Genomic DNA, 13,055 nt, shown 5'->3' with positions numbered 1-13,055 from the left:
CCCCTCGACGGTCGACCAATGCACGTGCATCGGGTCGGGTGGAGAGTAAATGCGGCTATTTAAAGGGGGGTTAAGCCCAAAGGTTGCGTTCGCTATCCGTTGACAGACTGTTGACCGTTTCGACAACAGTGCTATGCAACGCTTCTCAGGCAACGGAACCTCGTCGATTCTTTCGAGAGCGGCGGGGTTCTTTTGTTTCAGACGCCTGAGGGATTAGCTACGAGTTACGCGCCAAAGCGGTAAGTTTCGCGCGATTTCGGCTTGATCTCGATGGAAAAGCCCGGCGCGGACGGTGGCATGTAGGCTGCACCCTCGATCACACATGGCTCGACGAAATGCTCGTGCAGGTGGTCGACATATTCAACCACCCTGCCCTCGTGTGTGCCGGCAATGCAGACATAGTCGATCATGGCCAGGTGCTGCACATATTCGCACAGACCCACGCCGCCGGCATGCGGACAGACCGGCAGCCCGTATTTCGCGGCCATCAAAAGCACGGCCAGCACCTCGTTGACGCCGCCGAGCCGGCAAGCATCGATCTGCACCACATCGATGGCGCCGCGCATGATGAGCTGCTTGAAGATCACCCGGTTCTGGCACATCTCACCGGTCGCGACCTTCACCGGCGCGATGTCCTCGCGGATGCGGCGGTGGCCCTCGATGTCGTCCGGGCTGGTCGGCTCCTCGATGAACCACGGCCCTGCGAAGGCCAGGTCCTTCACCCAGTCTATCGCCTCGTTCACCTCCCACACCTGATTGGCGTCGATCATCAGGTTGACGTCAGGCCCGACGGTTTCGCGCGCAATGGTCAACCGGCGAATGTCGTCGGCCTTGTCGCGCCCCACCTTCATCTTGATGTGGTTGAAGCCCGCGTCCACGGCTTCCCGGCATAGACGGCGCAGCTTGTCGTCATCATAACCGAGCCAGCCTGCCGAGGTGGTGTAACAGGGGTAGCCCTCGCGAAGCAGTGTCGCGATGCGTTCGTCCTTGCCTTCGCCCCGCACGCGCAGCAGATCGACGGCCTCTGCCGGCGTGATGCAATCAGTGATGTAGCGGAAATCGATGCAACGCACGATCTCCTCGGGGCTCATCTCGGCCACAAGCCGCCAGACTGGTTTGCCTTCAAGCCTTGCCCACAGATCCCAAACGGCATTGACGACGGCGCCGGTCGCCAGGTGGATCGCGCCCTTGTCGGGACCGATCCAGCGGAGCTGGCTGTCGGACGTCATGTGCCGCCAGAAGGCGCCCATGTTCTCCGCGACCCTGGCCATGTCGAGCCCGACCACGAGATGGCGCATGGCCTCGATCGCCGCACAACAGATCTCGTTGCCGCGCCCGATGGTGAAGGTCAGTCCGTGGCCTTCATGCTCACCGTCGGTCTTGAGGATGACATAGGCAGCCGAATAGTCGGGGTCGGGGTTCATCGCATCCGATCCGTCGAGATGGAGCGATGTCGGGAAGCGCAGGTCCAGCACCTGCATGTCGACGATGCGTGTCATGGGCGTCCGGCAGGTAAGGAAGGAAGAAGTGGCCGGAGACGCAAGCGCGCCTCCGGCCCATGCGCGTTCTAGTCGTACAGTACGGCGGCGATCTCGGGATCGTCGATGTTCGACTTGTCGTACCAGTAGAAGCCGGTGTCGATCGCGGCCGGAACTTCCTCGCCCTTGATCGCCTTCACAGCGGCCGCGACGGTTTCGTAGCCGATGCCGACCGGGTTCTGTGTGATGGCTCCGGCCATCAACCCGTCGCGGATGGCCTGTTTCTGCTGCGCACCGGAATCATAACCGATGATGATGAGGTCGGTCTTGCCGAGTTCGCGCGCGCCGTTGACGACACCGATCGCCGAGCCTTCATTCGCGCCGAAGATGCCCTTCAGGTCGGGATTGGCCTGCAGGATCGACTTGGTAATCTCCGTCGACTGCAGATGATCGCCGCCGCCATACTGCACGGTGACGATCTCGATATTCGGATAGGCTTCCCCGACCCGGTTGACGAAGCCGTCGCGGCGGTCGATGCCGGTCCGGCTGGTCTGGTCGTGCACGACCAACGCCACCTTGCCTTCGCCACCGATCAGCTCGGCCATCTTGTCGGCCGCAAGGGCGGCGGCGGCGAGATTGTCGGTCGAGGCGGTGGCGACGGGAATGTCGGAGTCGACGCCGGAGTCGAAGGCGATCACCGGAATGCCGGCCTCCTGCGCCTTGCGCAGCAGCGGGATCGCCGCCTGGCTGTCGAGCGCGGCGAAGCCGATGGCCTGCGGGTTCTTGGCAAGTGCGGCCGCCAGCATGTCCATCTGGCGGTCGACCTGAGCCTCCGTGTCCGGACCTTCGAACGTGACGGTGACGCCGAGTTCGGCCGCGGCCTTGTCGGCGCCGGCCTTCACAGCCTGCCAGAACTGGTGCTGGAAGCCCTTCGAGATCAGCGGAATGTAGGTCTCCTGCGCGCTGGCGGGCACTGCCGCGCCAAGCATGGCGAGCGCGCCGATCGCGCCCAGGATAGTGCGTCTGTTGAGCATGGCATTTCCTCCTTGGTTACACGTATTGGTACGTTTCCGGAGCGCTAACCGCCCTCTCTTGCTAAAGCTTCCGCCGCCGCAGCATGTCGATGTAGACGGCGAGGATGATGATCGAGCCGGTGACGACGGTCTGCCACTCCTGCGCCACCGACAGGATGCGCAGGCCGTTGAGCAGAACGCTCATGATGAGGGCGCCGATCAGCGTGCCGAGCACCGTGCCGCGCCCGCCGGAAAGCGACGTGCCGCCGATGACCACCGCCGCGATGGCGTCGAGCTCGTAGCCCTGGCCGAGTGCCGGCTGGGCGGAATTGAGGCGCGAGGCGATCAGCAGCCCGGCGATGCCGCAGATGGAGCCGGCGAGCGTATAGACGGCGATCTTCCACCGGTCCGTGTTGACGCCCGACAGGCGCACCGCTTCCTCGTTGGAGCCGAGCGCGAAGGTGTAGCGCCCAAGCGCCGTCTTCGACAGGATGAAGGAAACGGCGATGGCGACGAGGAACAGGATCAACACGCCATTGGGCAACGGCACCGACGGTATCAGCACGCCGACGATCGATCCCTGCGCGATCTCGGTGAAGCCGGGCGTGTCGTTGAAGTAGATCGGTCGCGTGCCCGAAATCACCAGCGAAAGGCCCTTGAGAATCAGCATCATGCCGAGCGTTGCGATGAATGGCGGCACCTTGAGCTTGGCGACGAACGTGCCGGAACAGAAGCCAGCCGCGGCACCAGCCAGGATCGCGCCCAGCACGCCGAGCGGCAGCGGCAGGCCCCAGTAGGTCAACACAACGCCGCAGATCACCGCGCAGAAGGTCATCAGCGTGCCGACAGACAGGTCGATGCCGCCGGTGATGATGACAAGCGTCGCGGCAATGGCGAGTACGCCGTTAACCGAAGTCGCCTGCAGGATGGCGATGATGTTGCTGGTCTGCATGAAGTTGGGCGAGGCCAGACTGAAGCCGACGACGAGAACGATCAGACTGGCGAAGGCGAGCAGCCGGTGATGCGCACCGGAAAGGCGTGAGCCGGCCATGGCTTGTGGTTGCGTCGTCGCCTCGGCGCTCATGCGATGCCCCCTGCTGTTGGAGCAAGATTGTGCCCGTGTAGCGTTTCTTCGCGCCCCCCTCTGTCCTGCCGGACATCTCCCCCACCAGGGGGGAGATCAACTCTAGTATCACCCTTCGCCAACCTCCAAGGTTGCAAGAGAAGTGCCGGCAACGATGCAAGCCGATCTCCCCCCTCGTGGGGGAGATGTCCGGCAGGACAGAGGGGGGCAACGTAGGGTGCAAACATAAGCCGCTCCTATCAACTACGCCGCTTCCGCTGCGCCGTTGCGCTGCGTTGCCAGCTTCATGATGTCTTCCTGCGAGGCTCCGGCGGGCAGGATGCCGGTCAGGCGCCCCTCGCACATCACCGCGATGCGATGCGAAAGCCGCAGGATTTCGGGCAATTCGGAGGAAATCACGATCACCGCGCGCCCCTGCGCGGCCAGCGAATTCAGAAGCTTGTAAATTTCGCTCTTCGCCCCAACGTCGATGCCACGCGTCGGCTCGTCGAAGATCAGGATGTCGCAATCGCGCAGGAGCCACTTGGCGATGACGACCTTCTGCTGATTACCGCCCGAAAGCAGCCGCGCTTCCTGCAGATCCGAAGGCGTCTTGATCGAGAGCATGTCGATGTAGCCGACTGCGGCTTCCCGCATCGCCCCGTCGCGAAGAATCCCGCCCGCGCCGGTGAAGCGCGACAGGCTCGCTAGCGCGATGTTGTTGCGGACATCCATGCCGGTGGCGAGGCCGAACTGCTTGCGATCCTCCGAGAGATAGCCGATGCCGGCGCGCACGGCATCCTTGGGCTGCGCGATCGCCACCTTGCGGCCGTGAACATGGATCTCGCCGGCGTCGAGCGGATCGGCCCCGAAGATCGCACGCGCGACCTCCGTGCGGCCCGCACCCATCAGGCCCGCGAAGCCGAGGATCTCGCCTTTGCGCACCGAAAAGCTGACGTCGCGAATTTCGGCGCCCCGGCGCAGGCCGCGCACTTCAAGCGCAACCTCGGCGGCGCTCAGATCAGGCACTTTCACCGCTTCATCGGAAAGCTTGCGCCCGACCATCATCGAAATGATGGTCTCCACCGGTGTTTCGGCCGCCGGCACGGTGTCGACGGTCTCGCTGTCGCGCATCACCGTCACGCGGTCGGCGATACGCTTCAGCTCGTCCATCTTGTGCGAGATGTAGACGATGCCGACACCCTCGCCGCGCAGCTTGCGGATGATCGTGAACAGTTCGGCAATCTCTGTATCGTTCAAGGCGGCCGTCGGCTCGTCCATGATCAGCACGCGTGACTTGTAGGATAGCGCCTTGGCGATCTCGACCATCTGCTGCCGCGCGATGGAGAGCCCGTGCACCGGTGTGCGCGGGTCGAGCGACAGGTTCATGCCCTGCAGGATCGCGGCGGCGCGTGCGTTGAGCGCGGCTTCGTCGAGCAGCAGCCCGCCGGCGCGGCGCGGCTCACGCCCGATCAGGATATTCTGCGCCGCCGTCAGGTCCGGCATCAGGCTCAGTTCCTGATGGATTATGCCGATGCCCAGCGCCTGGGCAGCGCGCGGTGACGCGATCTCGGCTGGGTTGCCATCAATCAGGATCGCGCCGCGGTCCTTCTGATAGATGCCCGCGAGGATTTTCATGAGGGTGGACTTGCCGGCACCGTTCTCGCCCATCAGGGCGTGAACCTCACCTGCCAGCAACTCGAAGCGCGCGCCATTCAGAGCACGTACGCCCGGGAAACTCTTGTCGATCCCGGCCATGGCGACGAGGGGCGTCAAAAGTCGACCCCACGGTCAACATGCCGGCCTGGAACGAGCGGATATGTGCTCCCAAACGATCGCATTCGCCGATTGTCCTCCCAGTCAATTGGCAGCGTCTCATTCTATATACAAACAGATCGTTCATATGTAAACTGAAATCGCTGACGTTGGGGCATGAGGTCGGGTGATGGAATCTGCGGTGGTCGAGCAAAGGGACAGGCAGACGGACGACCGCTATCGCGCGCCTGCGCTGGACAAGGGCCTCGACATTTTGGAGCTGCTTTCGGAGCAGCCGCGGGGCATGACCCGGGCCGAGATCGTCAAGGCGATGGGCCGCAGCGCCAGCGAGATCTACCGCATGCTCGAACGGCTGGTCGCGCGCGACTATGTCAGCCGCTCGCCGGAGGGCGATCGCTATGCACTGACGATGAAGCTGTTCGTGCTCGCGCACCGGCACCCCCCCGTGCGTCGGCTGGTGGCGCGCGCGCTGCCGCTGATGGACGCCTTTGCGCGCGCGGCCCTGCAATCGTCGCATCTCGTGGTGCCCGATACCGAACAGGCCATCGTCGTCGCGCAGGCGACATGCCCCGGCAACTGGGAATTCGGCATCCGGGTGGGCACGCAGATCGCCCTGCTGGGCACTGGCTCGGGGCACACGCTGCTTGCCTTCCAGGACCCGCACCTCACGGATGAAGCGCTAGACCGCTGGCAGCGCGACGGCAAAGATCACGACATGGAGGCAATGCGTACCGAACTGGAGGCCTGCCGCAGTGCCGGGCACCGCATCGGACCCAGCCAGCAGATCAGGGGCGTGGACGACATCTCCGTGCCGATCCTGTCACCGGAGGGCCATGCCATCGCCGTACTGACCTGCCCCTATATCCAGCGACTGGACGGCAAAGCGCAACCGGAGATCGACGAGGTGCTGGCGCTGCTCAAAGGCGTGGCGCAGGACCTGTCGCTGTCCTAGTCATCTGACATGCCAAGCCTTGGCAAAACCTGCTGACGTCAGGGTGGCAGCAAGGCTGTGCGACGTTCGGCATCGAGTCTGCCAAGGACAAGGGACAGCGACGCCATGACAATTTCTCCATTTCTCGCGGCTCTCGGGTCGGACGGCCCCGCCGCCGGGCTTGCTGGTGACATGAACCTCTACGGATGGCTGATCGGAAGCTGGGAGATGGACACCGTGCATCACCGCGATGACGGTACAGCGGAGAAATCGACCGGAGAAATCCATTTCGGCTGGGTGCTCGAAGGCCGTGCCATCCAGGACATATGGATCAGACCCAGGCGCCCGGCGCCGTCGACCATGTACGGCACGACGCTGCGTGTTTTCGATCCGGGGATCGACGGCTGGCACATCATATGGAGCGATCCGCTCAACCAGGACTATTCGCGTCAGATCGGCCGGGCCGACGGTAACGACATCGTCCAGGTCGGCGAGGATTCGCGCGGCCTGAAGGCTCAATGGCGCTTTACCGAAATCGCGGCCGACAGCTTCCACTGGATTGGCGAGGAGCGCGTATCCGACAACCATCCCTGGCGGGTGACATACGAGCATTTTGCCCGAAGGACCGCCCCTGAAACAGAAAAGGGCGGAGAGGTCTGCAATGCCCTCTCCGCCCTCTCGGCGTTCCTGTTTCGCCCGGTCGCCTACACGTCGAGGTTGGCGACAGACAGCGCGTTTTCCTGGATGAAGTCGCGCCGCGGCTCGACCTCGTCGCCCATCAGGCGGGCGAAGAGCGAGTCCGCGTCGGTCGCGTCCGTCACCTTGACCTGCAGCAGCGAGCGCACGTTCGGATCGAGCGTCGTTTCCCAGAGCTGCTCGGCATTCATCTCGCCAAGGCCCTTGTAGCGCTGCATCGTCAGCCCCTTGCGGCCGGTCGCAAACACGGCGTCCAGCAGCGCCATCGGCCCCGAAATCGGCTCCGAGGTGTCGCGGCGGCGCAGCACGGGCTGCTTGGCGTAGATTTCCTGCATCCGACCCGCATAGCGGTCGATGGCGCGCGCGTCGGCCGAGCCGATCAGCCCGGCATCCAGCGTCACCACCTCACGCACACCGCGTACGGTGCGTTCGAAGACCAAGCCGCCCGCGCCCTCGTTGGACGGATTCACGCGACCTTCCCAGCCCCGCTCGGTCTCCTCCGCGATCATGTCGAGGCGGCGGGCGACATAGGCGGCGGCTTCTGCGGCTCGTGCCGGGCTCGACAGCACTTCGGCGTTGAGCGCCCCCGCGATCGCGGCCTGCTCGACGATGGATCGCGAATAGCGCGTATGCAGGCCGTTGATGAGCGTGCGCACGGCAATCGCGTCGTCGATGACCGCGCGCAGATCCTGTCCGGCGCGTACCTCTCCGCCATCCAGTTCCAGCGACGCTTCGTCCAGGCCGGACTCGATCAGGAATTCCTCGAAGGAACGCTCGTCCTTGATGTACTGAGCCGACTTGCCGCGGCTGACCTTATAGAGTGGTGGCTGCGCGATATAGAGGTGCCCGCGCTCGATGAGCTCCGGCATCTGCCGGAAGAAGAAGGTCAGAAGCAGGGTGCGAATATGGGCGCCGTCGACGTCGGCGTCGGTCATGATGATGATCTTGTGGTAGCGCAGCTTTTCGGGGTTGAACTCGTCCTTCCCGATGCCTGTACCCAGCGCCGTGATCAGCGTGCCGATCATGTCCGAGCCCAGCATCCGGTCGAAGCGCGCGCGCTCGACGTTGAGGATCTTGCCGCGCAGCGGCAGGATCGCCTGGTTCTGGCGCGAGCGTCCGGATTTGGCCGAGCCGCCTGCCGAGTCACCCTCGACGATGAATATTTCGGACTTGGCGGGGTCGCGTTCCTGGCAGTCCGCGAGCTTGCCGGGCAGCGACGTGATATCGAGCGCGCCCTTGCGCCGTGTCAGGTCGCGCGCCTTGCGCGCTGCCTCGCGGGCCGCTGCCGCCTCGACCACCTTGCCGATCAGCACCTTCGCCTCGGCGGGGTGCTCTTCGAGCCAGGTGTTGAGCGCCTCGTTGACGAGGCTTTCGACCACCGGGCGCACCTCCGACGAGACCAGCTTGTCCTTGGTCTGCGAGGAGAATTTCGGGTCCGGCACCTTCACCGACAGCACCGCCGTCAGGCCCTCCCGGCAGTCGTCGCCGGTGAGCGAGACCTTCTCCTTCTTGGAGATGCCGGAAGACTCCGCATAACCCGTCACCTGGCGCGTCAGCGCGCCGCGGAAGCCGGCAAGATGGGTGCCGCCGTCGCGCTGCGGGATGTTGTTGGTAAAGGCCAGCACGTTCTCGTGGTAGGAATCGTTCCACCACATCGCCACCTCGACGGTGATCCCGTCGCGCTCGGCCCTGATCCCGATCGGCGCGGTAATGAGCGGCTTCTTCGCGCGGTCGAGATATTTGACGAACTCTTCCAGCCCGCCGTCATAATGCAGCTCGACCTGCTTGACGTCGGCATGGCGCATGTCGGTCAGGATGATGCGCACGCCTGAGTTTAGGAAGGCGAGTTCGCGCAGCCGGTGCTCCAGCGTGCCGTAGTCGAATTCCGTCTTCGTGAAGGTCTGCGGCGACGGCAGGAAGGTGATCTCGGTGCCCGAACGGCCTTCATAGGTGCCGGGCTGCCGGTTCTCGACGTAGGAGCCTGTCACGGCCAGCGGCGCATCCGCGTTGCCATGGGTGAAAGTCATCTCGTTGATCTCGCCGTCGCGGCGGATCTTCAGCCGAAGCTGGGTCGACAAGGCGTTGACGACCGACACGCCGACGCCGTGGAGGCCGCCCGAAACCTTGTAGGAATTCTGGTCGAACTTTCCGCCGGCATGGAGCTGCGTCATGATCACCTCGGCGGCCGAAACGCCCTCGCCCGAGTGGATCGCGGTCGGAATGCCGCGCCCGTTGTCGATCACCGTGCACGAACCGTCCGGATTGAGCGTCACCGACACGAGGTCCGCATGGCCGGCGAGCGATTCGTCGATGGCGTTGTCGACCACCTCGTAGACCATGTGATGCAGGCCGGAGCCGTCATCGGTGTCGCCGATATACATGCCCGGCCGCTTGCGCACCGCGTCGAGGCCCTTGAGGACCTTGATGGAGTCCGCGCCGTACTCGTTGCCGCCGTTGCCGTTTTCGGTCTCGTCGCTCATGAAATTCCAATCTTGCAAAGCCCGGAAATGGAGCACCGGACCGGTGCCGAATCATGCTCCAGAAAGATACCCAGATATAGGTGTTTTGCGGCCCGATTTCCAACAAATGCGCGCTGTTTTGCAGAGGAATGGAGCCGTTTCGGGGACAAAAACCGGCAAAATTCCTGTCCGGCCCGATAATCGGGCCAAACTTCGCAATTCAATGGCCATGATGGTCTGAACCGCACCACACCCGCCTGCTGTAATTCGACGCACTGCTGCGGGCTGCGTGGACTGCCAGCGGGCGGGTCCCTACATGTGGCTGGAACCAAGGATCAGCCGATGACCCAGGCCACGCTCTTCGTACCGCCGGCGCCCAAGCCGCGCACCAAGCCGCCGTCGACGCTTGAGATGATACGGATCGTCTATCGCAATCCGCTCGAATTGTGGGGGGAGCCTTCCTACAACGAGCCGTGGATTTCCATCTCCACCGGGATCGGCGGCCCGCTGGTGATCGCCAACGACCCGGCGCTGATCCGTCACATCCTCGTCGACAACGCGAAAAACTACCGGATGGCGCGCGTGCGCCAGAAAATCCTGCGCCCGATCCTGCACGATGGCCTGCTGACGGCCGAGGGCGAGGTCTGGAAACGGTCGCGCAAGGCGATGGCGCCCGTCTTCACGCCGCGCCACATCGCCGGCTTCGCCGGGCCGATGCTGCGGGTGTCGGAGGATTTCGCCGGACGCTACGAGGACGGCACAATCGTCGATGTCGCCCGCGACATGACGATGCTGACCTACGAGATCCTGGCCGAGACCCTGTTTTCCGGTGAGATTGCCGGCAATCCGGACGATTTCGCGCACCAGGTCGACCATCTGTTCGAAACGATGGGGCGGGTCGACCCCCTCGACCTGATCGGCGCGCCAGACTGGCTGCCCCGCATCACGCGGCTGCGCGGCCGCAAGGCGCTCGCCTTCTTCCGCGGGCTGGTCGCCGAGACGATGAGGATGCGCAAGGCAAAACTCTTGCAGGACCCGGAAGGTTCGCGCAGTGATTTCCTGACGCTGCTGCTCAAGGCCGAGGGTCCGGAGGGGATTTCGGCATCCGAAATCGAGGACAACATCATCACCTTCATCGGCGCCGGGCACGAAACCACCGCCCGCGCGCTCGGCTGGACGCTGTTCTGCCTTGCCGAAGCGCCCGGCGAGCGTGACCGGGTGGAGGCGGAGATCGACGCGGTCGTGGCAAGCACGCCCGATCCCTATGAATGGCTCGGCAAGATGCCTTTCACCCGCGCCGCCTTCGAGGAGGCGATGCGGCTCTATCCGCCGGCGGCCTCGATCAGCCGCGAGGCGATCACGCCCGAGCGCTGGCGCGACCTCGACATCGTGCGCGGCGCGCAGATCCAGATCATGCCGTGGACGATTCACCGCCACCGCAAGCTCTGGCACGAGCCGGAAGCGTTCATGCCGGAGCGGTTCCATCCGGACAACCGCGACGCCATCGACCGCTTCCAGTACCTGCCCTTCGGCGCCGGCCCCCGCATCTGCATCGGCGCAAGCTTCGCCATGCAGGAAGCCGTGATCGCGCTCGGCGTCCTGATGTCGCGCTTCCGCTTCGACAGCGTGCCCGAGACGAAGCCATGGCCTGTACAGAAGCTCACCACGCAGCCCCAGGGCGGCCTGCCGATGCGGGTGACGCGGAGGTAGGCTGGCGGCGGCGCCGTCCCTCATCCTGAGCCAGTCGAAGGCGATGAGCAGGCCGGTAACCAGGCGTGGTGGTTTGACGACATGCGGCCATGCAACGGCGTTATCCCGGCCAAGGGAGCGTCAGCGACCGCCGAGCCGGGACCCATTGGTCCGAAGAACATAGGCCAGGCCCAGCTCTCATCCAGGCGCGCTTCACCACCGTCGCGCGAACCCTCAACCCGACCGCGCTGCTCAATAGGTCCCGGCTCTCCCTCGCTTCGCTCACTCGGCCGGGATGACGGTGGAGAAGTAGCCATAGCTACGCCGCCCTGATCATGTCCGCCGCCTTCTCGGCGATCATGATGGTCGGCGCGTTGGTGTTGCCGCCGATCAGCGTTGGCATGATGGAGGCGTCCACGACCCGCAGACCCTCCAGCCCCCGCACCCGCAACTCCGGGTCGACGACGGCGTCGTCGCCTTTGCCCATGCTGCAGGTGCCGACCGGATGGTAGATCGTGTCGGCGCGGGCGCGGATGTGGCCGAGCAGGTCGTCGTCCGAGACGTCGCCCTGCATGTAAAGCTCCTTGTGTCGGTAAGGCGCCATCGCCGGTGCGGCGAGAATTTCGCGCATTTTGCGCGCGCCTTTGACCATAAGCGCCGCGTCGCGATCGTCGGAGAGATAGCGCGGATCGATGCGCGGCGGCGACAAGGGGTTGGCATCGCCAAGCCCGACCTCGCCGCGCGAGAACGGCCGCAGCACGCAGACATGGCACGAATAGCCGTAGCCGAGGTGCAGCTTTCTGGCGTGGTCGTCGACGATGCCGATCACGAAATGCAGTTGCAGGTCGGGCCGGTCGAGGTCCGGCCGCGACTTGAAGAAGGCGCCTGCCTCGGCCGAGGGCGTGGCGATCATGCCGCCGCCCTCGCGTCGCCAGATACCGATCTGCTTGAGAACATTCATCGTTCCGCGAAGACCGACGCCGACAAGATCGGTCTCCTTCGATTTCCACGAGGCGATGAAGTCGAGATGATCCTGCAGATTGCGGCCGACGCCGGGCAGTTCGTGTCGCACTGCGATGCCGTGGCGCTTCAGCTCGTCAGCCGGCCCGATGCCGGACAGAAGCAGGAGTTGCGGGGAGCCGAACGCCCCGCCCGACAGCACCACTTCCCGACGCGCCGAAGCGAGCATGTCCTGCCGGCCCCTGCGATAACGCAGTCCAACGGCGCGCTTCCCGTCGAATTCGATGCCGGTGGCGTGGGCGCCGGTGATGACGGTCAGGTTGGGCCGCTTGCCCATATGCGGATGCAGGTAGGCAGCGGCAGCCGAGCAGCGCTCTCCGCGATGCGCACCGTCCCAGAACTGCGTCACCTGATAGTAGCCGGCACCTTCCTGCTCCGGGCCGTTGAAGTCGGTGGTCGTGCGTAGCTGGGACTGCGCGCAGGCTTCGATGAAGGCCCGGCTGATCGATCGCGGGTGCGGCTGGTCGCGCACCTGGAGCGGTCCGTCGTTGCCGTGAAGATCGTCGGCGCCGCGCTGGTTGCCCTCGGCACGACGGAAATAGGGAAGCACCTCGTCCCACGACCAGCCGTCGCAGCCGAGATCGGCCCAGCCGTCATAGTCGGAGCGATGGCCGCGCACGTAGAGCATAGCGTTGATGGCGCTTGAGCCGCCGAGCGTGCGGCCGCGCGGCTGATAGCCCCGACGTCCGTTGAGACCCTCCTGCGGCTCGGTGGTGAAGGCCCAGTTGTTGATCTTCGGCCGTCCCGGCAGCATAGCCACGGTGCCCATCGGCGTGCGGATGAGGAAGTCACGGCCCTCGCCGCCTGCCTCTATCAGGCACACCTCGACGGACGGATCTTCCGACAAGCGCGCAGCCAGCGTCGCGCCAGCGGAACCACCGCCGGCGATGACATAATCGTAAGACATCGCTTCCCCTCCCAGGTAAGACG

Annotated in this window: 8 protein-coding genes; 2 read left to right on the top strand and 6 right to left on the bottom strand. The window is 64.6% G+C overall.

All coding sequences use genetic code 11. From position 1 onward, the window contains the following. Positions 1-224: 224 nt before the first annotated feature. The 4 genes from ACVJNE_RS17230 to ACVJNE_RS17215 form a co-directional block, all read right to left on the bottom strand. Positions 225-1,499: an L-fuconate dehydratase gene (locus tag ACVJNE_RS17230; protein WP_499567530.1), complete on the bottom strand. Its 1,275-nt coding sequence runs from the start codon at positions 1,497-1,499 to the stop codon at positions 225-227. 68 nt (positions 1,500-1,567) lie between these two features. After that, complete coding sequence (locus tag ACVJNE_RS17225; protein WP_499567529.1) at positions 1,568-2,512, bottom strand: ABC transporter substrate-binding protein; 945 nt, start codon at positions 2,510-2,512, stop codon at positions 1,568-1,570. A gap of 61 nt (positions 2,513-2,573) precedes the next feature. Beyond that, positions 2,574-3,575, bottom strand: coding sequence for an ABC transporter permease (locus ACVJNE_RS17220; RefSeq protein ID WP_499567527.1), 1,002 nt, complete (start codon positions 3,573-3,575; stop codon positions 2,574-2,576). Between the two features lie 243 nt (positions 3,576-3,818). Continuing rightward, positions 3,819-5,330, bottom strand: coding sequence for a sugar ABC transporter ATP-binding protein (locus ACVJNE_RS17215; RefSeq protein ID WP_499567525.1), 1,512 nt, complete (start codon positions 5,328-5,330; stop codon positions 3,819-3,821). Between the two features lie 169 nt (positions 5,331-5,499). On the opposite strand from ACVJNE_RS17215, the gene ACVJNE_RS17210 reads away from it, so the two are divergent. Beyond that, positions 5,500-6,282 (top strand): IclR family transcriptional regulator, encoded by a 783-nt coding sequence (locus ACVJNE_RS17210; protein ID WP_499567523.1) that lies wholly within the window; start codon positions 5,500-5,502, stop codon positions 6,280-6,282. Positions 6,283-6,965: 683 nt separating this feature from the next. Here the strand turns inward: ACVJNE_RS17210 and gyrB are convergent. After that, positions 6,966-9,437 carry a DNA topoisomerase (ATP-hydrolyzing) subunit B gene (gyrB, locus tag ACVJNE_RS17205; protein WP_499567521.1) on the bottom strand — a complete coding sequence of 824 codons (2,472 nt, stop codon included), beginning with the start codon at positions 9,435-9,437 and terminating at the stop codon, positions 6,966-6,968. Between the two features lie 321 nt (positions 9,438-9,758). On the opposite strand from gyrB, the gene ACVJNE_RS17200 reads away from it, so the two are divergent. Next, a complete protein-coding gene (locus ACVJNE_RS17200; RefSeq protein ID WP_499567519.1) occupies positions 9,759-11,126 on the top strand; it encodes a cytochrome P450 in 1,368 nt (455 codons plus the stop codon). A gap of 298 nt (positions 11,127-11,424) precedes the next feature. Here ACVJNE_RS17200 and ACVJNE_RS17195 read toward each other — a convergent pair whose 3' ends face one another. Further along, on the bottom strand, positions 11,425-13,032 hold the full coding sequence (locus tag ACVJNE_RS17195; protein ID WP_499567517.1) for a GMC family oxidoreductase: 1,608 nt from the start codon (positions 13,030-13,032) through the stop codon (positions 11,425-11,427). Between the last annotated feature and the right edge of the window lie 23 nt (positions 13,033-13,055).

The sequence above is a fragment of the Mesorhizobium sp. DxT genome (genome assembly GCF_058448885.1).
The sequence above is the reverse complement of the archived record's forward strand: the minus strand, read 5'-3'. Positions and strand labels throughout refer to the sequence as shown.

Bases quoted from the DNA above. Each gene is read 5' to 3' on its own strand.
- ACVJNE_RS17225 (WP_499567529.1), bottom strand. From the start codon at position 2,512: ATGCTCAACAGACGCACTATCCTGGGCGCGATCGGCGCGCTCGCCATG.
- ACVJNE_RS17230 (WP_499567530.1), bottom strand. From the start codon at position 1,499: ATGACACGCATCGTCGACATGCAGGTGCTGGACCTGCGCTTCCCGACA.
- ACVJNE_RS17220 (WP_499567527.1), bottom strand. From the start codon at position 3,575: ATGAGCGCCGAGGCGACGACGCAACCACAAGCCATGGCCGGCTCACGC.
- ACVJNE_RS17210 (WP_499567523.1), top strand. From the start codon at position 5,500: ATGGAATCTGCGGTGGTCGAGCAAAGGGACAGGCAGACGGACGACCGC.
- gyrB (WP_499567521.1), bottom strand. From the start codon at position 9,437: ATGAGCGACGAGACCGAAAACGGCAACGGCGGCAACGAGTACGGCGCG.
- ACVJNE_RS17195 (WP_499567517.1), bottom strand. From the start codon at position 13,032: ATGTCTTACGATTATGTCATCGCCGGCGGTGGTTCCGCTGGCGCGACG.
- ACVJNE_RS17200 (WP_499567519.1), top strand. From the start codon at position 9,759: ATGACCCAGGCCACGCTCTTCGTACCGCCGGCGCCCAAGCCGCGCACC.